Here is a 26,972-nt window from a genome sequence, read left to right as displayed (position 1 = left end):
TTGATTCGTTTTATAGAAAAGGTCGAGCGATTCGCTCGACCTTTTTCGGTTAGAGAAGTTGGAACGAAGATGTCGCCGAACCCGCTGTGTAACCAGTTAGTGTCGCGTCTGACTTCACTTGATACGTACCGCGTTGTGACCAAGAATTTGTAGAGAGCGTGAATGTGATCGCACCGGAAGCATTCGTCTTCCCTGTGCCGACGAGTGTCGCACCGTTCGGTTGTGTGACCGTCACACGGACATCAGCGTTTGCGACTGCTTGTCCATTCGAATTGCGCACCGTCGAAGAGATTGAGACGACTTCACCCGCGTAGTAGTATGACTTCGACGTCGATACCGTCGTCGTAAGTGCTTGTACCGGTTGTGTCGTACCACCAGAAGTAGGGGCTTGGACGAGTCCATTTCCGAACCAAGTGTCACGACCTGCCGTACCGAGGTCAATCGAATCTTGCGATAATTTCGTACGTAGTTGCGTGCTCGATAACGTTGGGAAGGCTTGCTTCATGAGCGCAAGGTTACCTGCGACGTAAGGTGTCGCCATCGATGTCCCACTCATTTGACCGTAGCCGCCATTAGAGAGTGTTGAATTGATGCTGACTCCAGGAGCCGCGACTTCGACTGTGCTACCTGTTGCTGAGAATGAGGCGCGGTTGTTATTGATATCTGTCGCAGCGACGGCGATTGCCGAGTTGTAACGAGCCGGGTAGTTGACGAGGTCTCCTGATCCATCGGTACGTCCATTGTTACCGGCTGCTGCAACGACGAGAATCCCTGCGTTATTCGCACGATCCACGACTTGTTGGAGTGTCGTCGAAGGACTTGTCGTTCCAAGGCTCAAGTTGATGATGTCCATGTCGTTCGTAATCGACCAGTCAATCCCGGCAATAATACTCGATAGACTACCACTTCCGTTTGCCTCGAGTGCTTTGACGGCATAAATACTTGCCTCGTGTGCGATTCCGACGGTCCCGATACTGTTGTTACGGGCTCCAATAATCCCAGCGACGTGCGTCCCGTGACCGTTGTCATCGGCATAAGAACTCGTCACCGTACTAAATGAGGCACCACCGGCAATCGTTAAGTCCGGGTGAGCGGAGATCCCGGTATCGACGACGGATACTTTGACACCTTTACCAGTGAATCCGCTCTGCCAAGCGGAAGGAGCTTGTAATTTAGGAATTCCCCAATCTTGGCTTTGGTTCTCGATATGTACCGTTTGATCCACTTCCACGTGTGCGACATGCGGGTTATTCTTCAGTCCGTTCAGGGCAGACTTCGGAACTTCGAGTGCCGCTGCTGGAATATTCGAATACTGTTGACGAACTTCCATGCCTTCAATCGAGAGCGGGATTTTCTTTGCCGATTCTTTGAAGACGACGAGGACGCGTTCTTTCTCTTTGTTCGGGGCAGCTTCTGCGCCTCCAGGTACGGTTGATAAGACGAGCAATGATGCGAGGACGGTGCTACAGATTTTTTTCAACTTGTTTCCTCCTTTAGGATAGTAGGCAAGATGACAGGATGTCGGGCTGCCGTGTTCATAGAGTAACAAGTTTTTCCAACGTATAGAATATGTCGTAGGCATTAAAAATCTGAATATTTAGATAAGGATAGAGGGGATTAAGATACAAGACTTTTGACTCAATAAGACGGTGGTTGAATGAATAATCGATGATCGGATTTATAAAAAAAGCGAATCGACCAGTCAGGTCAATTCGCAATCGGTTATTTGATGACTTTATGTTTCCAAAGAATACCGGACTTCAATAGGCGAGCGACTTTTCCGGTGAGCGATTGTTTCCCCATAAACACCCCAAAGCCTGCTTTCTTCCCGAGGGAACCGAGCGTCCCTTTCAATTTGATGTCAGGTAACTCTGGATAGGCGAGCCCCTTCCACTTACAGAGGAGCACTTGAACGATTTGTTCTGCCTGAGCTTCGGCGAGTTGTCCAGACGGTGCGTACGGCAAGCTAGCGTTGTCTCCAACGACGAACACGTCCGGTAAGCCTGGTACGAAATGATGTTCCGTCAGTTTGACACGTCCGCCTCCATCGAGCTCCCATCCTTGGTTGCGTACGACAGCGACCGGTTGAATCCCAGCTGTCCATACGGTCAAGTCAGAAGGGAACAAATCTTCATGGTTCCATAAACCATCGGCATCGACGCGCGTAATGTTGGCGTTGTTAATGACTTCGACCCCATGCTCTTCGAACCAAGATTGGACATACATCGAGACACGATTTGATAAGAACGATAGCACGGAAGGTCCACGGTCAAACAAGCGAACCGTCAAATCAGGACGACTCTCGCGTAGTTCGCTTGCGAGTTCGACACCGGATAATCCTGCTCCAACGACTGAAACGACCGAGCCAGGTCGTAACCCGTTGATCGCTTGCTGCGTTTTACGCGATTCTTCAAGTGTTTGAATGCTGTACGTGAATTCCGCTGCACCTTGGACGTTATGATACTTGTCCTCACAGCCTAATCCGATGACGAGGTCATCATACGGTACCTTTTCTCCACTCGCGAGCAGAACCATCTTGTCTTCGGTATCGATATCCGTGACTTGTCCGTATATGTAGTCAATTTCTTCCGGAAAGTCGATGCGAATATCGCGGTCCGAGACCGTTCCTGCAGCGAGCGCATAATACTCTGTTTTTAATCCATGATAAGGTAAGCGATCGACGAGCGTGACCGAGACGTCCTTCAACTGGTGCCCAAGAACTCTTTCGATGACACGCATTCCCCCATAACCGCCCCCTAAGACGACTAATTTGCGCATAATAATCCCCCTTTGTTACTCTTCAACTGTATCATGTTATAATCTGCCGTAGAAGAACCATTTTCCGATAATTCACGTAAAGAAAGACGGTGACATATATGATGAATCCAATCATCGAATTTTGTGCCTCGAATTTAGCGATGGGCTCACAGGTTGCCCGAGCAAAATTGGAGTCCGACCCGGACCTCGATGTAGTCGAATACGGCTGTACGGGCTACTGTGGCGTCTGTTCCCTCGATTTGTTCTGCCTTGTCGATGGGGAAGTTGTGACCGGTGAAACACCGGATGAATTAGTGACGAAGGTGTATGAAAAAATAGAAGAGATGGCATGGTAAAAAGTTTGGGGGATGACCTCAAACTTTTTTATTTCACCCGTTGCATTTTAAAAAGAGGGATGTTATATTCTAAGAGGTTCGAATGTAGGTTGTCTGACGTTTAACAACGAGAAAAAGAAAGCGTTTCAAACGGTAGGGCACATCTCTTTTCGGGTATGACACATATAATAGCTTTGTTTAATATGAAAGGAGCACAACATCAATGAAAATCATGAGTGTGGTTGGTATTTTGGCACTAATTGCAATCGCTTACATCTTCTCTACCAACCGTAAAGCCATCAAATGGCGCACGGTCTTGGCAGCGTTCGCTGTTCAATTCGCGTTTGCTTTCCTCGTGTTGTATACGTCTTGGGGACGTTCGGCACTTGAATGGATCTCGAGCGGGGTTCAAGCCATCTTGAACACGGCGGGTGACGGGATTGCGTTCGTATTCGGAACAGCAGTCGGCGGCGACAACTTCGTCTTCGCATTCCAAGTTCTTCCGATTATCGTTTTCATGTCATCATTAATCGCGTTACTTTACTATCTTGGCGTCATGCAGTGGGTCATCCGTATCCTCGGTACGGCACTTGCAAAAGCATTAGGAACGTCACGTAAAGAGTCACTTTCAGCAACAGCAAACATCTTCGTTGGTCAAACGGAAGCACCGCTTGTCATCAAGCCTTACCTTCCTACGATGACACAATCTGAGCTCTTCGCAGTCATGGTCGGTGGTCTCGCATCGGTTGCCGGTTCTGTACTTGCTGGATACGCAGCACTTGGTGTACCGCTCGAATACTTGCTCGCAGCAAGCTTCATGGCAGCACCAGCTGGTCTCTTATTTGCTAAAATCATCGTGCCAGAAACAGAAGAGTACGATGATGACATCGAGATTGCAGAGGAAGAAGAAGACAGAGCGGCGAACTTCGTCGATGCAGCGGCACGTGGTGCTTCTGACGGTCTCTTCCTTGCCTTGAACGTCGGTGCAATGCTTCTCGCGTTCGTTTCATTGATTGCGCTTGTCAACTTGATCCTCGGTTCAGTCGGTGGACTCTTCGGATTCGATAGCTTGTCACTCGAATTGATTCTTGGTTATGTGTTCGCGCCACTCGCGTTTGTCATTGGTGTGCCGTGGGCAGATGCTGTACAATTCGGTAGCTTCCTCGGTCAAAAGTTGGTATTGAACGAATTCGTTGCATTCTCTGAGTTCGCACCAATCATCGGTTCTGGTGATTTGTCAGCTCGTACAGAAGCGATGATCGCATTTGCACTTTGTGGTTTCGCAAACATCTCGTCACTCGCGATCCTTCTCGGTGGTCTTGGTGGTATGGCGCCAAACCGTCGTGGTGACATCGCACGTATGGGTGTTCTCGCGATTCTCGCAGGTACGCTTGCAAACTTGATGTCAGCTACATTGGCTGGACTTCTTCTTTAATCGATATAAGAAAACGCGATCACTTCGGTGGTCGCGTTTTTTAACGTAGGAATTATGTATACAATTTGACGTTCGGCCATTGAGCTGGCCAATTTTTTTGAGCCATTCGCTTTAAGTAGATTGAATGCTTTGAAGAGTTTGCTTCAAAGAGAGGCGTTGGCTTCACTTGTAGACTGAGCAAATCTTGAATTCCATATGGCGCGGCGAAGATGAAATCACCGTTTGAATTTAGACGTACCCCGATTGCTGTCACAGTTTCGGGGAAATGGGCTAGTGCATCCATCGATGAGGTATACGGAGGCAGATGGTTCACATGATGCATTCTCGCTTGGTTTTTGACAGACCACGGTACGTTTGGGTTCAATTGATACAACGTTTGCTCTATTTCTTTCTCGATTGATTCTTCTGGCTGGGTAGGGTCGAAATAAATCACATCCACATCGTCCGTTTGTGTCGGAGTATCATATCCGTGGAGATGGTCCCATATTTTTGCGCGGATATAGCCCGCGCAAATCCACCAGTCTGGTAGATGAAGAGTAGCGACGGTACGGAGGTGCTTCATGAGTTCTGCATCTTGCTGTAAGAAATGAATCAAGTCCTGTTCATGTTCCATCAATCAATATCCTCCAAATCATATGATGAAAAAAGCATCTAGGCAATGCCTAGATGCTTGTATATCGATTACGCTTGAAGCTGTACACGTTGACGTTCGATCCACGGCTTCAATTTCAAGAAGAGTGGAACGAAGAGTGCGCTGATCAAGATCGCTTTAATCAAGTTGAACGGTAAAATCCCGTAAAGGACGAGGTCCGTCTTCACGGCCGGGTCGGCCATGTCTGCCATTCCGAAGAAGAAAGCATAGGCTGGCAAGATGACGAGATAGTTTAAGATGGCGAGGCTGAGTGCCATTGTGATTGTACCGGCGAGTAGTCCAGAAGCGAGTGCTTTGTTCGTCTTCCGTTTGTGATAGAACCATGCGACCGGGTACATGAATGCGACACCTGCGAAGAAGTTTGCGACTTCTCCAACCGGGACACCGCCACCGTTAAAGACATAATACAAGACGTTTTTCAATCCGACGACCACGACACCTGCGAGTGGTGAAAAGACAATCCCGGCAATGAGTGCAGGAATGTCGCTAAAGTCCACTTTGAGGAATGGCGGTAAAAATGGGAGCGGGAAGTTGAATAGCATGAGTACGAACGAAATCGTCCCGAGCATCGCCAAAGTCACCATTGTTGTCAGTCGTTTGTTGCGCGTAGTTTTCATCAGAATCTCTCCTTTAGGTCGCTCCTCGATGAATGGCACCCGTAGCATATAAAAACCCGATTGCAAAGAAGACAATCGGGAGAGTTTACGCGCATACGAAATAGATGTTTTCCGAGGTGGAAGAGTCCACGTCAAAGAAAACATCCGGATATCGGTCGGATGCCGCCATCTTCTCCCATCCAGACTATACTGTCGGCTTTCGAATCTCACGAAATCAGCAAGCAACGCCTTGCTCGCTCACGGGCTGAGAAGAATAAATTCTTCAATACCGCCGGTCGGGAATTTCACCCTGCCCCGAAGATGGAACGATTTAATTTTTTTTGTTACAGTTTAGTTATACAAGATAATGCACAAAACTACAAGTCAATTGACTTGAAATGAAGATAAAATGAGGAGGAGTTCAGATGATTCATTTGACAGAATCAGCAGCACTTCAAGTACAAGAGATGATAAAACAGACCGAACGCCCGGATGCACAATATTTGCGAGTAAAGGTCCAAGGTGGCGGATGTACAGGACTTTCATATGGAATGGGCTTTGATGAAGAGAAAACGGACAAAGATGTTCAATTTGATCACCATGGTGTCCGCGTCATCGTCGCTGAAGTGGATCATGGTGTCGTCGATGGACTTGAGATCGACTATAAGCAGTCGATGCTCGGCGGAGGCTTTACGATTAAAAACCCGAATGCGATCGCCACGTGTGGATGCGGCTCAAGTTTCCGTACGGCAACGAACGCCGGTACACCTGGAGAATGTTAATCACGTTAGACTATGGCGCGCCATAGTCTTTTTTTGTGCGATTAATTTAAACGATAGAAGGTCTTATTGACCGAATCCGTAATGATGACTTCATCATCCGGTAGTAGAACAACTTGTTCATTAAATTTTTGCTCGTACTGCTCGATTCGCTCCGAAATCGTATGATTGCTAGGGAAAATATCCTCTCTATCAGCATGAGGCATAATCGGGAAATCAAATAGACCGACCCCATCCAATGAAAAGTCGGCCTCGGTCACGAACAAATCAGGTGTAAAATGATTGATAATTTTCAAATGAGGTCCGAGGGCGATTGTTCCTGCACTGACGCCGATTATAAGAATGTTTCGTTCGGCAATTTCTTTAAGAATAACGTGAGCTCCACTACGATGAATGTGTTTTAAAAGGAAAACTGGATTTCCTCCAGCGATATAAATGCATTTGTAATTCAATAAATGAATAGGGTCATCCATTTCAACATCTAGATAATCAACTTGTTGAATACCTAATTGAAGAAATATCTCTTTTGCTTGCTTAATCCGTGGATGAGTTGATTTTTGATTTGTCGCTGCAGTAGTAATGATACACACTGAAGTGTCTTCAGGTTTTTTATCGAGTAACTTTAAAAATGATCGCGTGAGTTTCTTATTTGAAAGTCCTTTTGAAGTAAGCATCAATTTCATATCCATCTCTCCGATAATCGTTTAGTTCATTAAATTATCTAATAAATAAATTAAAAAAGGAAGGACAGTTATGTTGTTAGAAAATAAAATTGGCAAAGGTTACATGTAGGAAATGAACGGGAATATTGGATACAGAAAGATGAGAAGGGGGCTAGGGTGATGAGAAAAGTATTGATATTCGGAGGGTCACGCTATTTCGGGAAGCGACTTGCCTTGCGACTCGCGGAGGCGGGGGACGATGTGACGATTGTGACGAGAGGGCAACTGCAAGTGCCAGAAGCCGAAGGGATACGGTCAATCAAAGGAGATCGGCAATCGGTCGCAACGATGAAAGACTTGGCACGCGAACGGTACGACCTCGTCTACGACAATATTTGTTTTACGCCGTATCAGGCAAAGATTGCGTCGGACGCGTTCATGGACAAAGTGGGGAAATATGTATTGACGTCTACGATGTCGGTGTATGCTCCGGGTCCTGACTTAAAAGAGAGTGACTTCAATCCGCTCCATTATGAATACCACTTAGAAGCTGAGCATGATTACGGACAAGGAAAGCGAGAGGCAGAATCGTTCTTCTTCCACCGGGCCTCGTTCCCGGTCGCGACCGTTCGCCTGCCGATTGTCTTAGGGCCGGACGATTATACAGATCGACTCAAATTTTATGTGGATGCGATTCGTAACGAGGAACCGGTTGTCTTGCATCATCCGGAAGCGAAGATGGGCTTCATCTCGAGTGCGGAAGCAGCGGCATTTTTAGAATGGGTAGGACGCGCGAACGTGACGGGTCCATTCAACGCGGCAAGTGACGGTCTCATCTCCATGGGTGCTCTGATGGAACGGATCGGTCATCACGTCGGAAAACCGGTCCATATTATAAAAGACGGGGAGTCGTCCCCATATGATTCGGATGTCGACTATTACATGTCAATCGCTGAAGCGAAGAAAGCAGGCTACGTCTTCACGCAGTTGGATGACTGGATTGACCGGGTCATCATTCAGACGATGCGGAAATAAAAAAATCCTCTGTGGATACGGTCCACAGAGGATTGATGATTATTTCCCGGCAAATACAGATGTCGAGTGTTGTGGGTGACGAGCAGTCGGGTCCACAAGTTGTTTTACTTGGTTGATGGCGATTGGGGCTTCACCGAAACCTGTTGCAATCAACTTCACTTTTCCTTCGTATGTGGCGATATCACCACAAGCGAAGATGCCGGCGACTGTCGTTTCCATACGTGAGTCGACGCGGATTGTGTTCTTCTCAAATTCCATTCCCCAGTTCTTGATTGGACCAAGAGATGAAACGAATCCGTAGTTACAAATCAAATCATCAATTTCAACGATTTTCGACTCACCGTCTTTATCTGTCAGTTCGACAGATTCGATATGTGTCTCACCTGAAAGTGACTCGATGTTGTATGGGGTAAGGACGTTAATCGTCGATGCTCTCATCTGTTCGACCGTATGTTCGTGAGCACGGAAACGGTCGCGACGGTGGACGATGTGTACTTCTTTCGCAATCCCTTCGAGCATGAGCGCCCAGTCGACGGCTGAATCTCCGCCACCTGCAATCATGACACGGCGATCACGGAATTTCTCCATGTTGTCGACGAAGTAATGAAGGTTTGCGTAATCTTCACAGCCGTCAAGACCGAGTGGACGAGCCGAGAAGGCACCGTTTCCTGCAGTGATGATGATGGCTTTCGTATGATATTCTTCTTTATTTGTCGTCAAAACAAATGTGCCGTCCTCAAGACGTTCCACCGTTTCAACCGTTTCGCCGAGGCGGTAGTCTTGCTCGAATTGATCAGCTTGCGCTTTCAATTGATCGATCAAGTCCTGTGCTTTCACTTTCGGGAAACCAGCGATATCATAGATATATTTTTCAGGATAGAGCGTTGACAACTGACCGCCGAGTTGCGGTAAGCTTTCAATCAACGTCGTATCGAGTTGGCGCATGCCTGCGTAAAATGCGGTGAACAGTCCGACCGGGCCGCCACCGATGATGATTACATCTTTCGTCGTCTTCATCGAATTCCTCCTCAAAGCGTATACATCTATTATAGAGAGTTTATTGAATTAAATCCATTCAGTACAAACATGCAACACTTTCAAAAAAAATTCAAGAAGATAAGCTTTTCCATTGAGAATTCAATTTAAAGAGCGTACAATAAAGCAGAAGCAATTGTGAACAGATGTTGAACAAGAATGGGCTTTATTGTGAACATCTATGTGAAGAAACACACAACATAGTTGTTCAAAAAAACAAAACTTTAAACAAGGTGGAAATGAACATGAAACGACCTAACATTGTTATTCTTGGCGCGGGCTTTGGCGGACTTATTACAGCTGTCAACCTTCAAAAGACACTCGCTGCAGGTGATGCGAACATCACGCTCATCAACAAGCATGATTATCACTACCAAACGACATGGCTTCACGAACCAGCTGCTGGAACGATGAACCCAGACCAAGCACGCATTTACATTAACGACATTGTGAACCCGTCACGTGTGAAACTTGTCAAAGGGATCGTCGATCGCGTCGATACTGCTGCGAAACAAGTGACGCTCGAAGATGGTTCTGTCGTCGAATACGACTACGTTGTCATCGGTCTCGGTGGTGTTCCTGAAACATTCGGTATCCCAGGCTTGAAAGAAAACGCGATGACAATCAGCTCGTTGAACAGTGTTCGTAAAATCAAAGAGCACATCGAGTACTCATTCGCTCAATATAAAACAAACGGTTCTTCTGACAACTCGTTCGTCACGATCGTGGTCGGTGGTGCTGGATTCACAGGAATCGAATTCCTCGGTGAAATCGTCAACCGAATCCCTGAGCTTTGCAAACAGTATGACGTTCCACGCGAAGCGGTTCGCATCGTCAACATTGAAGCAGCGCCAACAGTTCTTCCAGGATTCGATCCGGAACTCACAACATACGCACAGAAATGGTTGGAGCGTAACGGTGTCGAGATGAAACTCGGTAACGGAATCAAAGGCGTCGAACCAGGTGTCGTCACATTCGGTCCACTCCAAGGTGACACAACGGAGACAATCCGTGCCAACACAATCATTTGGACAGGTGGCGTAAGTGGTAGCCCAATCATCGAAAAATCAGGATTTGAAGCGGTTCGCAACCGTGTCATGGTGGAAGCGGACAACCGTGCACCAGGTCACGACAACGTCTTCATCATCGGTGACTGCTCAGCAGTCATGGACCCTGCATCAAACCGTCCATACCCACCGACGGCACAAATCGCGACGCAACAAGCGCACAACGTTGCGAAAAACATCGCGGCGCTTATCAACGGCAAATCGACTTCGAAGTTCACTTACGAGAGCAAAGGAACAGTCGCTTCGCTCGGTCATAACGATGGAATCGGAATCGTCATGGGTAAAAAAATCTTCGGTCGCAACGCTTCATTCATGAAGAAAGTCATCGACAACAAACACTTCATCGAATTGAAAAAATACGGACTCGTCCTCAAAAAAGGGAAGTTCTAATTCGCGATTCACGTACGGCTCGTTCTCATTCAGAACGAGCTGTTTTCTTTAGAAATTGTCATAGGAAGTTCTTTGACCACGTTGGTCGAAATTTTGTATAATGGAGAGCGGACAAGGGGGACATCACATGCATATTATCCAAGCAGTCATTGGGGCCGTCTTATATATGACGATTTTTTTCAGTATCGGCTTCATCTTGAATATGTTACTTAAAAAGACATGGACACTTGTGTTCATTTATCCAATTTTTGTCATCATGATGATTGATAATGTCAAACTTTCGAGTTACGTGACCGAGACGTCAACTGCACTCACGGGGATCTATGAAGGACTCGTCGGATTGCAGCTTCTCGATTTGTTCATGCTTGGTTTCGGATTGCTCGGTGCAATCTTAGCTGGCGTGACGATTCGTTTCTTACGGAAGAGCGGTTATTCAATGTTCTAAATGGCGACAGAAATGTTCGCCATTTTTGTTTTGTCCCTACTTTTTTAGGGCATGAACCGATATACTAGATAGCGAAACGATTTTAGTAAGGGATGCGATGCGAATGACATTACCGATGTATACGATCAAAAAAGTGTTGAATAATAGCGTTGTCATTTGTCAACATGATACGGATCCGGAAGTCATTCTACTCGGGAAGGGAATTGGCTTTGGTAAAAAACCAGGCGACCTCGTCGACCCGGCCAGCGTCCCGGAGAAAGTGTATCAACTGACAGATAAAGAAGAACAGTCGCAATACCAAGAACTCGTCAAACATGTCGATGAGGATTTTATTGCGTTCATGCAAGAGATTGTCGGCTTCATCGAAACGAGTACGGGTAAGAAAGTCGATGAACATATTCACATCGGTTTGACCGACCATTTGTTCTTTACGATGAAACGAATCGAGCAAGGAATGGAAGTGACGAATCCGTTTTTACTTGAAACAGAATCGCTTTATCCAAACGAGTTTGCGCTCGCGGAACGGATTGTCGATATGTTTCATGAACGATTGAACGTACTCCTACCGGATGCGGAGACTGGATTCATCGCCCTCCATATTCACTCGGCAACGACGTTCAAAAATGTCCTTGAAGTGAATCGTCATAACCAAATCATTGGGCAAATCGTCCAGACGATTGAGAGTCGTTTGAACGTAAAAATGGACCGGACTTCACTCGATTATAAGCGCTTACTTCGGCACTTAAGGTACGCCGTTGAGCGGGTTGCGACGGGTGAGATGGTCGAGGCCCCACAAAAAATTGAAAAGGTGTTGCGCGACGAATATCCGCTATGCTATAGTACTGCTTGGGAGCTGATGGGTATCATGGAACGCGAATTAAAGCGTCCCGTCCCACGAGGTGAAGCGACATATTTGACGATGCATCTCCAGCGCCTAACAAGTAGATAAATGATACCACGTGTCTTACGTGTTACTGATTCGATCAGGCATGAGTAAGGAGTGGAACGTTATGTGATTTCTCCATTGGGAGAGGTCTACGTTCTATCCTTATTCATGCCTTTTCTGTTTTTATAAACGTGATTTATGAAAACGTTTAGATACGTCGGTTGTCTGACATCTACACCGCTATCATATTGTTTATACGTACTTAAAAAAAAGGAGGAAATGTTGATGTTTAAGCAGATCTTTGGTGTTCTTCAAAAAGTCGGTAAAGCACTTATGCTTCCTGTTGCAATCCTACCGGCAGCCGGTCTTCTTCTTGCATTCGGTAACGCAATGCAAAACCCACAACTTACATCACGCGCTGGTTGGTTAACAAACGAAGGCATCGTGAAATTCGCTCAATTGATGGAGCAAGCAGGTGGAATCATCTTCTCGAACTTGGCGCTCTTGTTCGCAGTCGGTGTCGCCATCGGTTTAGCCGGTGACGGGGTTGCCGGACTTGCAGCAATCGTTGGATTCTTGATCATGAACAAAGTAATGGGTGTTTGGCTCGAACTCACACCTGAAGTGTTAGCACAAGGTGACCCAGCTTACGCGAACGTACTCGGTATCCCAACACTCCAAACTGGGGTATTCGGAGGGATCATCATGGGTCTCATCGCAGCATGGGCCTATAACAAGTATTTCAATATCGAATTGCCACAATTCCTTGGTTTCTTCGCTGGTAAACGTTTCGTTCCAATCGTAACAGCAGTAGCAGCAGTATTTGCTGGTTTCGTCATGCTTTTAATTTGGCCGCCAGTACAAGATGGTTTGAACGCATTCTCTAAAATCATGTTGGAAGAGAATCGCACATTCGCAGCGTTCGTCTTCGGTTTGATCGAACGTTCATTGATTCCATTCGGTCTTCACCACATCTTCTACTCACCGTTCTGGTTTGAATTCGGTTCATACACAGATGCAGCGGGTAACGTCGTTCGTGGTGACCAAGCGATCTTCTTCGCACAAATTCGTGACGGCGCTGAGTTGACAGCAGGTACGTTCATGACTGGTAAATTCCCGTTCATGATGTTCGGTCTTCCTGCAGCAGCACTCGCAATGTACCACGAAGCACGTCCTGAGCGTAAAGCGGTTGTCGGTGGTCTCTTGGCTTCTGCTGCCCTTACATCGTTCTTGACTGGTATCACAGAACCAATCGAGTTCTCATTCTTGTTCGTAGCACCACTTCTCTTCGCAGTACACGCAGTATTCGCAGGTCTTTCATTCATGACGATGCACCTCTTGAACGTTAAGATCGGGATGACGTTCTCAGGTGGTTTGATCGACTTCTTGCTCTTCGGTGTTCTTCCAGGTCGTACGGCTTGGTGGCTCGTTATTCCAGTCGGTCTCGTGTTCGCGGTTGTTTACTACTTCGGATTCCGTTTCGTTATCCGCAAGTTCAACCTTAAAACACCAGGTCGTGAAGATGAGGTTGTTGAACAATCAACAGCTACTGGTTCGGAACTTGCACAAGATATCCTCGTTGGTCTTGGTGGCTCACAAAACATCAAGCACCTCGATGCATGTATCACACGTCTTCGTGTCGAAGTAAAAGACAAGAACCAAGTCAACAAAGATGAGTTGAAACGCCTTGGCGCATCTGGTGTCCTTGAAGTTGGTAACAACATTCAAGCAATCTTCGGACCACGTTCGGATGCATTGAAATCAGAAATCCAAGCGGTTATCGCTTCAGGTAACGAAAAGAAAGCAAACTAATGATCATTGAGACCAATCCTTCGGGGTTGGTCTTTTTCTTTGTGAAACGGTTTCATCCAAACGTTAGAGGGAAAAAGTAAGTATTCTGACAAAGGAGGGAACCATGATGTGGAAGAAAGTGTTTGGCGTTTTACAACGGGTCGGGAAAGCACTCATGCTTCCGGTTGCGATCTTACCGGCAGCCGGTCTTCTCTTGGCGTTTGGTACCGCATTCCAAAACCCGGACCTCGTTGAATTGCTCCCGTTTCTGGCGAATGACTCACTTGTCCTGATTTGGCAAGTCATGACAGATGCCGGGGACATCGTCTTCGCAAACTTAGGGTTACTGTTTGCCGTCGGGGTCGCAATCGGCCTTGCGAACGGTGATGGGGTTGCTGGTCTAGCAGCCATTGTCGGTTATTTGATCATGAACAAAGTTATTAGCACGTGGAACGGGATTACCGCGGAAATCGCTCAGGGCGACCCGCAGTATGCAACCGTTCTCGGGATTCCGACACTCCAAATGGGGGTATTCGGGGGTATTATCGCAGGTCTTGTTGCAGCATATGCGTACAACAAGTATTTCAATATCAAGTTGCCAGATTTCTTAGGATTCTTTGCCGGGAAGCGGTTCGTCCCAATTGCGACGGCCGCATTCAGTTTGATTATCGGGATTGCGCTCGCGTATATATGGCCACCGATCGGGAATGCGATCAATACGTTCTCAAGTACGGTCATTGAGGCAAACGTTGCCTTATCAGCATTTATCTTTGGATTGGTAGAACGTTCCTTGATTCCGTTCGGTCTTCACCATATTTGGTATTCTCCGTTCTGGTTCCAGTTCGGTGAATACACGAACCAAGCGGGTGATCTCGTACAAGGGGACCAGCGGATCTTCTTCGCGCAACTACGTGACGGCGTCGAGTTCACTGCCGGTACGTACATGACCGGGAAATTCCCGTTCATGATGTTCGGATTGCCAGCTGCCTGTCTCGCCATGTTCCATACGGTTCCGAAAGAACGTCGGAAAGATGTCGAAGGTCTCTATTTCTCAGCTGCCCTCACATCATTCTTGACTGGGATCACAGAACCAGTCGAATTCTCATTTGTTTTCGTAGCACCACTTCTCTTCGGAATTCACGCCGTCTTTGCTGGGCTCTCCTTCATGACGATGCATTTACTGAACGTCAAGATTGGGATGACCTTCTCGGGCGGTCTCATTGACTATCTTCTCTTCGGTGTCTTGCCGAACCGGACGGCCTGGTGGCTCGTCATTCCGGTCGGGCTCGTCTTTGCGGTCATCTATTACTTTGGATTCCGATTCGCCATTACGAAATTCGATCTGAAAATCCCTGGACGTGACGTTCAGACCGGCACGAAAGGGGACAAAGCAGGCATTGGAGACGACTTGCCATATGAAGTGCTCGTCGGACTTGGTGGACCTGAAAACATCAAACATTTGGATGCTTGTATCACGCGACTTCGTGTCACCGTAAATGACGTGAAGCAAGTTGACAAAGACCTACTGAAAACACTCGGTGCTGCCGGTGTCCTTGAGGTAGGGGATAACATTCAGGCCATCTTTGGACCGAAATCGGATACGCTCAAATCACAAATCGCAACCATCATCGAAGGTGGCGAGTATAAACCGAAAGAAAAAGTTGAGAAAGCTGTGATCACACCGGAAGCGGCTGAACAAGCCGATCATCGCTTCCTCGCTCCAATGTCAGGTGTATTGCTCTCACTCGATGATGTACCGGACCAAGTCTTCTCGGGTCGCATGATGGGAGAAGGATTTGCGATTGAACCAAGCTCAGGTCAGGTCGTTTCACCGGTGACCGGTCAAATCACGACATTCTTCCCGACGAAACACGCGATCGGTATCTTGGCTGACGATGGACGCGAACTGTTGATTCACGTCGGTCTCGATACGGTCAACCTGAAAGGGGAAGGATTCACTGCGAAAGTAGAGGAGGGCGCACGGGTCGAAGCAGGAGACGTACTTCTTGAAGTCGATCTCAGCGCAATTCGCGATAAAGTACCATCACTCATCACACCAATCATTTGGACAAACGGAGACGGAAAAGTTGTCGTCGTACCGTTTGGTGAGACAGTCGTCGCAGGTGAAGCGCTCGATTTTAGAGCCGATGACAGAGGTCCAGAATAAACATGTGTTACACGCCGCTCCAGCAATGGGGCGGTTTTTTTTGTAGTTACCTCAATGTGCCTTATTCCAGAAAGTGAGAATCCCATTTATAGTGGAGGAGAATTCTCACGAAAGAAGGGGTACGAATGAAACAATCGATACAGTTAAATCACGGTCAGAAAGCCATTCCTGCTATTGGACTTGGTGTCTTCAAAGTAGAAGACGGGGATACGGTCATCGATGCCGTCGTGGAAGCGATTCGTCAAGGCTACCGTCATATCGATACGGCAGCCGTCTACGAGAACGAGGAAGGTGTCGGAATCGGAATTCGGAAAGGGATGGAGATTGCGAATATTTCCCGGGATGATTTGTTCATCACGTCGAAGCTATGGAATGCAGATCAAGGATATGATGCTGCTATCGCTGCGTATGAAGCTTCACTCGAACGCCTCGGCCTAGAACAATTGGATTTGTATTTGATCCATTGGCCGGTGGAAGACAAAATCGTTGACTCTTGGCGTGCGCTTGAACAATTGTATCGAGACGGACGTGTCGGAGCGGTCGGAGTGAGTAACTTCCAGACACATCACCTTGAGACGTTGGCTGCGAACAGTGCACTTGTTCCAGCAGTGAACCAAGTCGAGCGGCATCCACTGCTTCGTCAAACCGAGTTGTTCTCGTATATGAGCGAGCATGGAATCGTACCGGTCGCTTGGGCACCGCTCATGCAAGGTGGGTTGTTTGAAGAACCGATGTTAGTAGAGATTGCGAAAGAAGTGGAGCGTTCTGTCGCCCAAGTGATCTTGCGCTGGCATCTTCAGACAGGATGGGTCATCATTCCGAAATCCGTCAAATCACATCGTATCGAAGAAAACTTTAACTTATATGACTTTGAGTTGAGTGATGAGCAAATGAAACGAATCGATGCACTCGATCAGCATAAACGTGTCGGTCCGGACCCAGACGATTTCGATTTCTGAATAGGTATGTAAAAAAATCCTTCTCTCGGGCGAGAGAAGGATTTTTGACATTATTTTTTAATGTCGAACTTTTCGCTAAGGAAGTTCACGACTTCTTCAGCTGTATCCATGTTGAGGACTTCGTTGACGATTGATTCTGTCTCTGTCTTCGTCAAGCGTTTCACGAGGCTACGTGCACGAAGGACGCTTGAAGCAGACATTGAGAATTCATCGAGTCCGAGACCGAGAAGGATTGGAATCGCGAGCTCTTCTCCGGCCATCTCTCCACACATACCGACCCATTTGCCAGCTTTGTGTGCTTCTGTGATGACATTGTGGAGAAGGTTCAAGATGGCAGGGTTGAACGGTTGGTACAAGTAAGATACTTTTTCGTTCATGCGGTCAGCCGCCATCGTGTATTGAATCAAGTCGTTTGTACCGACTGAGAAGAAGTCGACTTCTTTTGCGAATTGTTTCGCCATGACAGCCGTTGATGGAATCTCAACCATCATCCCTGTTTCATATTGACCGACTTCGATTCCTTCTTCTTTCAACTTCGCTTCTTCTTCAAGAAGAAGGGCTTTCGCTGCGCGGAACTCTTCAAGTGTCGCAATCATTGGGAACATGATCGCGAGGTTACCGTGAGCTGACGCGCGGAGAAGGGCACGAAGTTGTGTGCGGAACAAATCAGTTTCCTCGAGGCAAAGGCGAATCGCACGATAGCCGAGGAACGGGTTCATCTCTTTCGGGAGGTCGAGGTAAGACAATTCTTTGTCGCCACCGATGTCGAGTGTACGGATGACGACTTGCTTGCCTTCCATACCTTCAAGAACCGTTTTGTATGCTGTGTACTGCTCTTCTTCTGTCGGGAATGTCTCAGAGTCCATGTATAAGAACTCTGTACGATAAAGACCGATTGCGTCTGAACCGTTTTTCAAGACGCCTTCTAAGTCGTTTGGCGTACCGATGTTCGCTGCGAGCTTCACTTTATGACCGTCTGCTGTGACAGACTCTTCATTGACGAGTTGCTTCAACTCTTCTTTGTAAGCTTCGAAATCAGCACGTTTGCCTTCGTACTCTTTGACGAGGTCTTCTGAAGGGTTGACGAAAACGTCACCTTCCGTACCGTCGATGATGACGAGGTCACCATTTTTGATTTCTTCAAGGGCCACTTTCGTTCCAACGACCGCTGGAATTTCAAGTGAACGTGACATGATGGCAGAGTGTGATGTACGTCCACCGATGTTTGTCGCGAACCCTTTGACGTATTTACGGTTAAGTTGCGCCGTGTCTGAAGGTGTCAAGTCTTCGGCGATGATGATGACTTCTTCAGAGATCGATGCAGGTGTCACGAATGTCACCCCGAGAATATGAGCCAAAACACGTTTTGTCACGTCACGAACGTCAGCTGCACGCTCGCGCATGTACTCGTTGTCCATCGATTCGAAAATCATGATCATTGTTTGTGCGACTTCGTCGAGTGCTTTCGCAGCGTTCATGTTTTCGCTTTCAATTTTATCGTTCACTTGCGAAACGATTTCTGGGTCCTCAACGATTAAAAGGTGAGCTGAGAAAATCTCGGCTTTGTCTGGACCAAGTTCACGAAGCGTGTGTTCGCGGATTTCTTCAAGCTCCGTTTTAGATTGTGCGATTGCATCTTGGAAACGTGCCTTTTCTGCAGCGACATCTTCAACCTTGTGTGATGGGATATCGAATGAAGGTGTCTCCATGACGAATGCTTTTGCAACTGCGATTCCTGCAGATGCACCAATACCTTTAATGTGTGACATAAGCGTAGTCCCTCTTTTCAAAGAAATAGTGTACTTTCCTGCCTCGTTACTTCATACCCGAAAAGAAAAAAGAATTAACGAGAACGGAGAAAGTTAAAGTAGCAACGGTCTACGACTAGGGGAAGCCTCGACCAGTCAAATTGGCCTCACTTCACGATGAAGAGAAGCCCGATTGCGTACTTTCTTATCCTATCATAAAATAAAACAACGTCACAACGAGGAGATAGCCCATGAATTCGAAGATTTCTTGACTCTTACGCATACTATTTCATTATTTTGGAGAAGTTCGCTATGCTTACCATATATAAAGAAGGGAAGTGGCAACATGTATCAAATTGCTCAATTAAATTGGACAGATTCATATGACACGATGGTCGTCGGAATCGGAGCGGCTGATTCAATCGATGAAGGGCTCGACACATTGTTCGGTGGACGTGTGAAAGCACTCATTCAATCAGGAGACCTCTCTACGAAAACAGGAGAAGTGACATTATTGCCAACGTTCGCTGGGGAAACGGCACGTGTCTTATTTGTCGGGCTCGGTCAACGCAACGATATTACGACGGAGAATGTTCGAAACTGGTTCGGGAAAGTGTCAAAACTCGTCCACGCACGTGGTTTGAAGGACGTTGCGGTCGCACTCGACACGTTCACGAACGACGCGGCTCGCACGTTCACAGAAGCATTTGAAATGGCGACGTATGCCCATCCTACATACAAGTCAGAGCCGAAACAAACAATCGAAGAACCGACAATCACGCTCCTTGGCGATGTGTTGCAAGAGGATATCGACGCAGGTGTTGCTTATGGAAAAGGGGTCAACGTCGCACGAACGTTGACAATGATGCCGGCTAACATCTTAACAGCAGAAAGTTTGGCGGATTATGCAGTGGAGTTAGCGAAACGTCATGATTTCAAATACCGAGTTTTAGAAAAAGAAGAAATGGAAGGCCTCGGAATGGGGGCGTTGCTCGCTGTGAACCAAGGCTCGACAATCCCGCCAAAGTTGATCGTGTTAGAATATCGTGGCGCAGATGAAGAAGCTCCGATTGCGGTTGTCGGCAAAGGTGTCACATTCGATACAGGTGGCTATTCGATTAAACCGAAAGATGGCATCGTTGGGATGAAAGGGGATATGGGTGGTGCGGCTACCGTTCTCGGATTATTCGAGACACTCGGACGCACACGCCCGAATAAAAACGTCATCGGGATCATCGGTGCGACCGACAACATGATCTCAGGCGATGCTTTCAAACCGGATGATGTCATCACGGCAATGAACGGAAAAACGATTGAAGTGTTGAATACGGACGCAGAAGGACGACTTGTCCTAGCAGATGCCGTCACGTTTGCGAAAACGTATGAACCGAAAGCCATCATCGACGTAGCTACGCTTACAGGTGGGGTACTCGTCGCGCTCGGTACGGACGTCACAGGCTGTCTGACGAACGATGATACACTCTATCGGGCACTTGAAGAAGCGAGCCGCGAGACGAATGAGCTCGTTTGGCAAATGCCTTACTTTGATGTCTTCATCGACAAAGTTAGAAAGTCAGAAGTGGCCGACTTGAACAACTCGCCAGGTCGATTCGGACACATGATTTTCGGTGGAGCGTTTGTCGGCGAATTTGTCGGCGACACACCGTGGCTTCATCTTGATATCGCGGGCACGAGCGAGCGTGCGGCAGCGAACGACCTCGGTCCGAAAGGCCCGACTGGCGTAATGGTTCGAACGCTTGCCCGGATGATTGAAACGTGGGAGCGTTAAGAGCGCTCCTCTTAATCGGTTTGGCGATTCTGTGTGGCTTTGCCTACACAGTTTGGCCGAACCGAATTTGGTTAGGATCTACAGTATTTTTCGCCGTGTTCGGCGTGTTGATGATGTTACAGGAGGTACGACATGGTAGGAGTAGGAATTGATGGCGCACGTGGTGGCTGGGTACGCATCACATACGATAGCATTTCTTTATGCTTGACGATTTCAGAATCGCTAGAAGAGTTGTTTATTGACGGTGCCATGCATTTTGTAGATATGCCAAAAGATTTAGGGACGGTCGACCAATCGAGTCGAGCATGCGACGCTTGGATGCGGAGTCAACTTGTAGAGCGGAAGTCTTCCGTCTTTACCCCGCCGATTCAAGAAGTCCTTCATGAAGCGACATACGAGGAAGCGAACGAAAAAAGTCGGACGCTAATCAGTAAAGGGATCAGCAAACAGGCGTGGAATTTAGTCCCGCGTATCCGTGAGTTCCAACAAGTGGAGGCTGAGAACGTTTATGAATCTCATCCGGAGGTCTGTTTCTCGGTCATGATGGGGCGTGAGGCAAGTCATTCGAAAAAGACAGCCGAAGGTCAGGAGGAGCGAATCGAGTTACTTCGAAAGTACTCGAAGAGTTCTCCGTGGAAATGGAAGATGTCGAACGTCCAAGTAGACGACATAATCGATGCCTGTATTCTGGCGGTAGCCGCCTATGAAGCGGGAACAAGTGGTCTTTCGTTACACCCTGAAGAGGCAAATGAACCGATAGTGGCTGTACCTCAAATGAAAAAAGAGCGATGAAATATTGATTTCATCGCTCTTTTGTTGTCGTGGCAGACGGTCCGACGATGAACCGCCACATATAATGAAAGACTTTGGCGTTGTAGACAGCCTTTAATAGTACGGCGAGCACTGGGCCTAAGATAAAGCCGAATACACCGAATAGTTTTAGACCGACAAAAATCGAGATGAGTGCGGCAAGCGGGTTCAACCCGATATGGGAACCGACAATCTTTGGTTCGGCTAAGTTTCGCTGAACGATGACAATGATATATAGCACAACCAACCCAATGGCGACGAACCAATCACCTGAAACTGCAGCATAGGCGGCCCATGGAATAAGGAGCGTCCCGACGCCTAAATAGGGCAAGAGGTCGAAGAATCCCGCGAGTAAAGCGAACGAAAGCGGGTTGTCGACTCGGAGAATAAACATACCGACCAATACGATCCCGAACGTGATGGAGATGAGTGTAAGTTGTGCTCGGACGTAACCGAATAGTGCGGACTTCAAGTTGATCATCACTTCCTCAAACTCTTTAAAGCCTTTACGTTCATTAAGTCGATTGAGTGAGGTCACGTAAGACGGCCAATCTTTTGTAATAAAGAACCAGGCGAGCACAATGACGACAACGAGCAGCAGGACAAGTGGTAGTGCTGCCAACATGTTTTGTAGCACACTAGCCACACCACGGGATAACACCCCGATTGCTGCTGCAAGTTGAACGCCGATTTCTGTAATGCCGCCTTCTAGTGATGTCGTCTGACCGGGATTCAACTGTTGATAGCTCTCGTACGCGTCATTGACGAGTGGTGCAATTTTTTCATTGAATAGCCGTTGGACGTATTCGGTGAACGTTTGGATTTGTTCAGGAAGTCGCTCCGCTGCGATCGTCGCATAATGGATCAATTGGATGATGACGATAGTGATGATGCCGATGACGATGCTGAGGACGAACAATAAAGAAATAAGTGTCCCGAGAGCTCGTGGCATATTGGTTTTTCGCTCAAAAAAATTGACGAGTGGGACCGTCAAGAGAGATAAGAGTAAGGCAAAGACGAACGGGTACGTATATTCGAAGAGGATGTTCAATACCCACGTAACCAAAAATAAGCCGATCACGACGAGCACGAACCGAAGCAGTTGCCAAAGTCTTACCGAAGACATGAAAAACCCACCCTTTCCGGACAGTTAGATTGAGCATAGTATATCATGTAGACGGTAAATAAAGCAGAAAGATAGGTGAATGAACATGAGAGAGATTCAACAAAAAATTGATGCGATGATTCTTCATTTGGGAGGCTACTGGAGGCCATTATCGGGTCTGGCAAGATTGTTAGAAGAAGTCGGGGAAGTCGGGGGAGCGATGCGGAAAGGAACAGCGGATGAGCTAAAAGAGGAGTTGCTCGATGTCCTTGTCATTTCCACGTGTCTCGCAAACCAGTATGCCATCTCACTCCAACAACCAGAAGTGAATGGAGGGGAAGTGACGAAAGAACAGCTATATTTCCAAATCGTAGAAGAGGCGGGCGAAGTGGCGCGGATATTGAATGCGTACGAAGGGGATAAAAAGCTAAAGCCGAATCGTCATGGCGAGTCATTGCAACTGCATATCGAACAATTACAACGTGCCGTGATTTCTTTAGGGGAACAATGCAACTATGAATTGTTTGACTCGTTATATGCGTTGATTGATGAAAAGTCGACACGTGACTTCGGGCGATTCGATCATACGCCAGATCCGATTACTGAAGATTCGGTCAGAACGTATATTGCTTATCAATTTGGTCGCTATTGGGGTGGGATTGAACCTAAACCTTTTGAGCGATTCGACCGATATATGGAGAGAGAGAAACATTTAGCACGCTTTATAAAAATTGCTCATATCGAGGGACTAGATGGGTTTGTGATTCCACAACCAACTGATGGTCTTTTATATGATCGAGATCAACAATATAAGATTCCTGAAAGCTTTCATATTGTAGAAGAAACTTACGGGAAGCATCATTTTTTAGTCGTCAAACCCCAATAATAAAAACATTTACCTTTTTATCAAAAACATTCATCTTATTTTCAAATATTTACTTTTTTTAAAAAAGCATTATGCTAATATGAAATTGTTGTTAGTAGGAAATGCCGCTAGAAGAAAGGAATATTTTGGATGAAAATGAAGCTCGTAAAAATCGCACTCATCTTAACGGTTCTCTTATTTGGAATGCAACTTCCTTCAGTTGAAGCCGCAACGTACGATGGGGAGACCACTGTGAATTTGAATATTCGTTCAACACCAAGTTTGAGCGGAGCAGTCGTCAAGACATTGCCGAAAGGCACGAAAGTGAAATACGGGACATATAATCAGTCCTGGCATAAGGTGTATGTCGATAGTCGTACATATTATGCATCGGCACAGTACATTCGCAAACTTTCTTCTTCGTCTAGTTCGTTGACGACTCAGTCGGCAACTTCAACCGGTGTGACAACCGTCAATTTGAATATCCGTGTCACATCACATCGTGCAGCCAGTATTGTCACGACGTTGAAAAAAGGGACTGAAGTAAAGTATGCCGTTCATAATTCTTCATGGGCGAAAGTTTACTTGAACGGTAAGACGTACTATGCTGCGAAGATGTATATCGCACCAAAGTTGCCTGATGCAACTGTGAACCGAACAGAAGGTTACGCAAACCGCGAGATGAAATTGTTTGCGATGCGGAGTCAAAGTTCGCCTGTCCAAAAAGTATTGCCGAAACATACGGTCGTCACGTCGAGCAAGTACAACTCAAGCTGGTCAACCGTTTATATTGGAAGCTCGACATACTATACGCCAACTTCGTGGATCACACCTGGGTCACTCAAGCCACAGATTGTCAAAGAGAATGGTTACGCAAACCGAGATTTAAAACTATTCGTGATGCGGAGCCAAAGTTCTAGCGTAGCTAAAGTATTGCCAATCAATACTGCAGTCGTTTCAAGCAAGTACAATTCAAGTTGGTCGACGGTGTATATCGGGAATGAGACATACTATACACCGACAGCTTGGATCTCAACTTCTAAAACGGAAATACAGCCACCTACAACAACGGAACCAAACGACGGATTGACTGAAGGATACGCAAACCGAAACGTCAACTTGTTCGGAAGAACGCATCAAAGTTCGCCAGTTCAACTTGTTCTTCCGAAATACACAGCGGTATCATACAAGTCGTATAATGCAAGCTGGTCGACGGTTCATATCGGGTCGAAAGTCTACTACACGGCAAGCTCATGGTTGACTGCTGGAAAAGCTCCGGCTGCACCTGAAGCAGCGCCAAAAGGAACAGTATATATTAATACACCAGGTGATGTGTTAAATGTACGTTCTCAAGCTAGTCTTAACTCGAATGTAGTAGGGAAGCTCGATCACGGTACGGCCGTTCCTCACTATGGGACAATTAATGGTTTCCACAAAATCAAATACAATGGTAAAGATGCTTACGTTTCTTCAGCTTTCGTCTCGTCGTCAAAACCAAGTGAATCTTCTGGAGCTGTCATTGTGCTAGATCCTGGACATGGTGGGAAAGACCCGGGAGCTGTGAACGGTTCGCTCTATGAAAAGACGATTGTACTAGATGTCACACAACGTGTGGAAGCATATCTTCGTTCGAAATACGGTTATACGGTTCGCCTTACACGTTCGACAGATGTCTACTTGACACTTGATCAACGTGTCGCTGCAGCGAAGTCATTGCGTGGTGACTTATTCGTGAGCATGCACGTCAACGCGGCGGGTTCATCAGCAGCGAAAGGGGTGGAAACATTCTACTCGACACGTTCAGCCCACAGTGCGCGCAGCAGCGTGTTGGCCTCAAACATTCAAAGTAATTTAGCTGGAAAAATGAGCGGGATGTCGAACCGAGGTGTGAAGACGGCAAACTATTACGTCATCACGTATAATACGATGCCATCTGCGCTCGTTGAACTTGGATTCATCTCTTCTCCTACGGATTTGACATATCTTCGCAGTGACGCATCTCGCCAGCGTATGGCAGAAGGTGTTGCGGAAGGAATCGCCAAATACGTACAAACATACCATTGATTCGAGAACCTTAGACGATCCTGTCTAAGGTTTTTTTGTTGCATCAAAAAAACCGAACCTCGTAAAGGTTCGGTTTACAGATGATCTTACAAGTCGTCGAAACCGTTCGCGTCTGTCACTTTCGCATACGAACGCGATTTCTGTTCAAAGAAATCAGATTTCGTTGCGTTGAGGGAGTCGTCTGAATACGCACGAATCCATGGCATGACATCTTCATCGTATCCTTCATACAAGTCATTCAGACCGATTACGCGTAAGCGTTTGTTTGCCAAGTATTTAACGTAATCACGCATCTCACTAACGTCGAGTCCGTCGAGGTCGCGAAGTACGTACTCGCACCATTCGATCTCGAGGTCGACGGCCTCTGCCATCGTATCGTATACGAACTGGCTGAACTGCCCGTCTGCATCGATCTTTGGATTTTCCGTCAACACGGCACGGAGCAACTGGCTAATGAAGTATGAGTGTTGCATCTCGTCACGCTGAATGTAACTGATCATCGTTGACGTACCGACCATCTTTTGATGACGGGCAAGGTTATAGAAGTAGGCGAATCCGGAATAGAAGTTGATGCCTTCTAAAATAACTGAGGCAACGAGTGATTTAGCGAAATTCTCCGCATTTGGCGTGTCGCGGAACTCTTCATATAAGTCCAGGATGAATTGGTTGCGTTTCATGACCATCTCGTCATCTTTCGCAATGTCAAAGATGCGATTTTGTTCGGCGAGCGGCACAAGGCTCGAAAGAACGTAACTATACGATTGGTTGTGTACGACTTCCTGTTGTGCGATGACGGCGAGTACCGCGTGCACGGATGAATCTGATGAGAACATCGACGATTCGAGAATGTATCGTGTCTGGACAGAATCGAGAATCGATAAGAGGCCGATGATCCGTTTGAACGCGTCTTGCTCACGTTCCGTCAGTTGTGGCCACTGTTGCATATCTTTAGACATCGAGATCTCATCTGGGATCCAAAAGTTTGAAAGCAATTGTTTGTAAATCGTATAGAACTGAGGATACGCGATATCGTTCCAGTTCACGATTGAACTTGTTTCGCCACCGATGATGGCCGTTGCCCGGTTAGGATGTTTGGGCGACAATAATTTGATTTTCTGAATCGACATGGTGCATGACTCCTTCTTCTACATTCTGAGCCATCCGTTCTGCCCAGTGCTGGACGTTGAACGGTTGGTTACGAGGTGACTGCTCGATTTTGAGCAATTCACCGGCGAGCGGGATTCCGTATTTTGAAAGGTGGTACGCCATCTCGTCGACAGCTCGGCAGAAGTGAACAAACATTTTGTCACCCGTCCCAAATACCGCTGCCTGACGAATCGGTATATTCAATTCCTTCAGGACGAGGCGGAACGTGTCTTTCATTTCGTCCGGTAGGATACCGTCTGCCCATGTGTAGGACCCGAAATAGACGAGGTCGCACGAAGCGAGAGACCGAGCTTCCCGATACCCGACCCGATCGGCATCGTAGCGGACGACGTGGTCGCCGCGATGATGGTGGGTCGACTCGATGAGCGTTGCCACTTCTTCCGTGTTTCCGCTCATCGAATGACAAATGATTGCAATGTTCATGTCGTAAACC

Annotated in this window: 23 protein-coding genes, 1 pseudogene and 1 riboswitch; of the genes and pseudogenes, 14 read left to right on the top strand and 10 right to left on the bottom strand. The window is 47.1% G+C overall.

Translation table 11 applies throughout. The annotated features are described in order from the left end of the window. Positions 1-49 precede the first annotated feature (49 nt). Positions 50-1,480: a S8 family serine peptidase gene (locus KNO91_RS07010; protein WP_214817176.1), complete on the bottom strand. Its 1,431-nt coding sequence runs from the start codon at positions 1,478-1,480 to the stop codon at positions 50-52. 242 nt (positions 1,481-1,722) lie between these two features. Beyond that, positions 1,723-2,778, bottom strand: a complete 1,056-nt coding sequence (locus tag KNO91_RS07005; RefSeq protein WP_214746262.1) for an NAD(P)/FAD-dependent oxidoreductase — start codon at positions 2,776-2,778, stop codon at positions 1,723-1,725. Between the two features lie 98 nt (positions 2,779-2,876). On the opposite strand from KNO91_RS07005, the gene KNO91_RS07000 reads away from it, so the two are divergent. Beyond that, positions 2,877-3,113: a YuzB family protein gene (locus tag KNO91_RS07000; protein WP_074033523.1), complete on the top strand. Its 237-nt coding sequence runs from the start codon at positions 2,877-2,879 to the stop codon at positions 3,111-3,113. A gap of 202 nt (positions 3,114-3,315) precedes the next feature. Next, positions 3,316-4,527 carry a NupC/NupG family nucleoside CNT transporter gene (locus KNO91_RS06995; RefSeq protein ID WP_214795554.1) on the top strand — a complete coding sequence of 404 codons (1,212 nt, stop codon included), beginning with the start codon at positions 3,316-3,318 and terminating at the stop codon, positions 4,525-4,527. Positions 4,528-4,579: 52 nt separating this feature from the next. Here the strand turns inward: KNO91_RS06995 and KNO91_RS06990 are convergent, their stop codons facing one another. Together KNO91_RS06990 and KNO91_RS06985 are read right to left on the bottom strand one after the other, a co-directional pair. Further along, the gene (locus KNO91_RS06990) at positions 4,580-5,140 is read right to left on the bottom strand and encodes a nucleotidyltransferase family protein (RefSeq protein WP_214817173.1); all 561 of its coding nucleotides are present in this window, start codon (positions 5,138-5,140) and stop codon (positions 4,580-4,582) included. Between the two features lie 68 nt (positions 5,141-5,208). Further along, complete coding sequence (locus tag KNO91_RS06985; protein ID WP_214693438.1) at positions 5,209-5,796, bottom strand: ECF transporter S component; 588 nt, start codon at positions 5,794-5,796, stop codon at positions 5,209-5,211. 163 nt (positions 5,797-5,959) lie between these two features. Continuing rightward, positions 5,960-6,102: riboswitch (FMN riboswitch) on the bottom strand. Between the two features lie 98 nt (positions 6,103-6,200). Here KNO91_RS06985 and KNO91_RS06980 point away from each other — a divergent pair. Beyond that, entirely contained in the window at positions 6,201-6,557 is a 357-nt protein-coding gene (locus KNO91_RS06980; protein ID WP_214817171.1) for a HesB/IscA family protein, read from the top strand. Positions 6,558-6,598: 41 nt separating this feature from the next. Here KNO91_RS06980 and KNO91_RS06975 read toward each other — a convergent pair whose 3' ends face one another. Next, entirely contained in the window at positions 6,599-7,237 is a 639-nt protein-coding gene (locus tag KNO91_RS06975) for a Type 1 glutamine amidotransferase-like domain-containing protein (protein ID WP_214817169.1), read from the bottom strand. A gap of 159 nt (positions 7,238-7,396) precedes the next feature. On the opposite strand from KNO91_RS06975, the gene KNO91_RS06970 reads away from it, so the two are divergent. After that, positions 7,397-8,251, top strand: a complete 855-nt coding sequence (locus tag KNO91_RS06970) for an NAD-dependent epimerase/dehydratase family protein (protein WP_214787163.1) — start codon at positions 7,397-7,399, stop codon at positions 8,249-8,251. Between the two features lie 39 nt (positions 8,252-8,290). Here KNO91_RS06970 and KNO91_RS06965 read toward each other — a convergent pair whose 3' ends face one another. Then, the gene (locus KNO91_RS06965; RefSeq protein WP_214787165.1) at positions 8,291-9,268 is read right to left on the bottom strand and encodes an NAD(P)/FAD-dependent oxidoreductase; all 978 of its coding nucleotides are present in this window, start codon (positions 9,266-9,268) and stop codon (positions 8,291-8,293) included. A gap of 263 nt (positions 9,269-9,531) precedes the next feature. On the opposite strand from KNO91_RS06965, the gene KNO91_RS06960 reads away from it, so the two are divergent. From KNO91_RS06960 to KNO91_RS06935, 6 genes and pseudogenes are all read left to right on the top strand, one after another. Continuing rightward, complete coding sequence (locus tag KNO91_RS06960) at positions 9,532-10,743, top strand: NAD(P)/FAD-dependent oxidoreductase (protein WP_074033515.1); 1,212 nt, start codon at positions 9,532-9,534, stop codon at positions 10,741-10,743. Positions 10,744-10,870: 127 nt separating this feature from the next. Next, positions 10,871-11,188: a YuiB family protein gene (locus KNO91_RS06955; RefSeq protein WP_012726819.1), complete on the top strand. Its 318-nt coding sequence runs from the start codon at positions 10,871-10,873 to the stop codon at positions 11,186-11,188. Positions 11,189-11,303: 115 nt separating this feature from the next. Continuing rightward, complete coding sequence (glcT, locus tag KNO91_RS06950; protein WP_371816647.1) at positions 11,304-12,137, top strand: glucose PTS transporter transcription antiterminator GlcT; 834 nt, start codon at positions 11,304-11,306, stop codon at positions 12,135-12,137. 222 nt (positions 12,138-12,359) lie between these two features. Next, a pseudogene (ptsG, locus tag KNO91_RS06945) lies at positions 12,360-13,859 on the top strand (glucose-specific PTS transporter subunit IIBC); the annotation flags it as partial. Between the two features lie 133 nt (positions 13,860-13,992). Then, positions 13,993-16,032: a glucose-specific PTS transporter subunit IIBC gene (gene ptsG, locus KNO91_RS06940; RefSeq protein ID WP_196430953.1), complete on the top strand. Its 2,040-nt coding sequence runs from the start codon at positions 13,993-13,995 to the stop codon at positions 16,030-16,032. A 125-nt stretch (positions 16,033-16,157) separates the two neighbouring features. Next, the gene (locus KNO91_RS06935) at positions 16,158-16,991 is read left to right on the top strand and encodes an aldo/keto reductase (protein ID WP_214817168.1); all 834 of its coding nucleotides are present in this window, start codon (positions 16,158-16,160) and stop codon (positions 16,989-16,991) included. 50 nt (positions 16,992-17,041) lie between these two features. Here KNO91_RS06935 and ptsP read toward each other — a convergent pair whose 3' ends face one another. Next, complete coding sequence (gene ptsP, locus KNO91_RS06930) at positions 17,042-18,760, bottom strand: phosphoenolpyruvate--protein phosphotransferase (RefSeq protein ID WP_214787171.1); 1,719 nt, start codon at positions 18,758-18,760, stop codon at positions 17,042-17,044. A gap of 325 nt (positions 18,761-19,085) precedes the next feature. Between ptsP and KNO91_RS06925 the strand changes: the two genes are divergently transcribed. Continuing rightward, the gene (locus tag KNO91_RS06925; RefSeq protein ID WP_214787173.1) at positions 19,086-20,528 is read left to right on the top strand and encodes a leucyl aminopeptidase; all 1,443 of its coding nucleotides are present in this window, start codon (positions 19,086-19,088) and stop codon (positions 20,526-20,528) included. 132 nt (positions 20,529-20,660) lie between these two features. Continuing rightward, the gene (locus KNO91_RS06920; RefSeq protein WP_214795562.1) at positions 20,661-21,320 is read left to right on the top strand and encodes a DUF429 domain-containing protein; all 660 of its coding nucleotides are present in this window, start codon (positions 20,661-20,663) and stop codon (positions 21,318-21,320) included. 10 nt (positions 21,321-21,330) lie between these two features. Here the strand turns inward: KNO91_RS06920 and ytvI are convergent, their stop codons facing one another. Further along, positions 21,331-22,464 (bottom strand): sporulation integral membrane protein YtvI, encoded by a 1,134-nt coding sequence (gene ytvI, locus KNO91_RS06915; RefSeq protein WP_214795564.1) that lies wholly within the window; start codon positions 22,462-22,464, stop codon positions 21,331-21,333. 85 nt (positions 22,465-22,549) lie between these two features. On the opposite strand from ytvI, the gene KNO91_RS06910 reads away from it, so the two are divergent. Together KNO91_RS06910 and KNO91_RS06905 are read left to right on the top strand one after the other, a co-directional pair. Continuing rightward, positions 22,550-23,329, top strand: coding sequence for a MazG nucleotide pyrophosphohydrolase domain-containing protein (locus KNO91_RS06910; RefSeq protein ID WP_251126568.1), 780 nt, complete (start codon positions 22,550-22,552; stop codon positions 23,327-23,329). 129 nt (positions 23,330-23,458) lie between these two features. Further along, entirely contained in the window at positions 23,459-25,372 is a 1,914-nt protein-coding gene (locus tag KNO91_RS06905; protein WP_214817163.1) for an N-acetylmuramoyl-L-alanine amidase family protein, read from the top strand. Positions 25,373-25,458: 86 nt separating this feature from the next. Here KNO91_RS06905 and KNO91_RS06900 read toward each other — a convergent pair whose 3' ends face one another. Both KNO91_RS06900 and KNO91_RS06895 read right to left on the bottom strand, forming a co-directional pair. Next, entirely contained in the window at positions 25,459-26,499 is a 1,041-nt protein-coding gene (locus tag KNO91_RS06900) for a ribonucleotide-diphosphate reductase subunit beta (RefSeq protein ID WP_074033504.1), read from the bottom strand. Beyond that, positions 26,456-26,962: a flavodoxin domain-containing protein gene (locus KNO91_RS06895; protein ID WP_214817158.1), complete on the bottom strand. Its 507-nt coding sequence runs from the start codon at positions 26,960-26,962 to the stop codon at positions 26,456-26,458. Before KNO91_RS06895 ends, KNO91_RS06900 begins: the two co-directional genes overlap by 44 nt. Positions 26,963-26,972: the final 10 nt, after the last annotated feature.

This window comes from Exiguobacterium sp. s59 (assembly GCF_018617475.1).
GTDB lineage: Bacteria > Bacillota > Bacilli > Exiguobacteriales > Exiguobacteriaceae > Exiguobacterium > Exiguobacterium aestuarii.
Note: the sequence above shows the minus strand (reverse complement) of the source record. Positions and strands in the feature narration are given on the sequence as shown.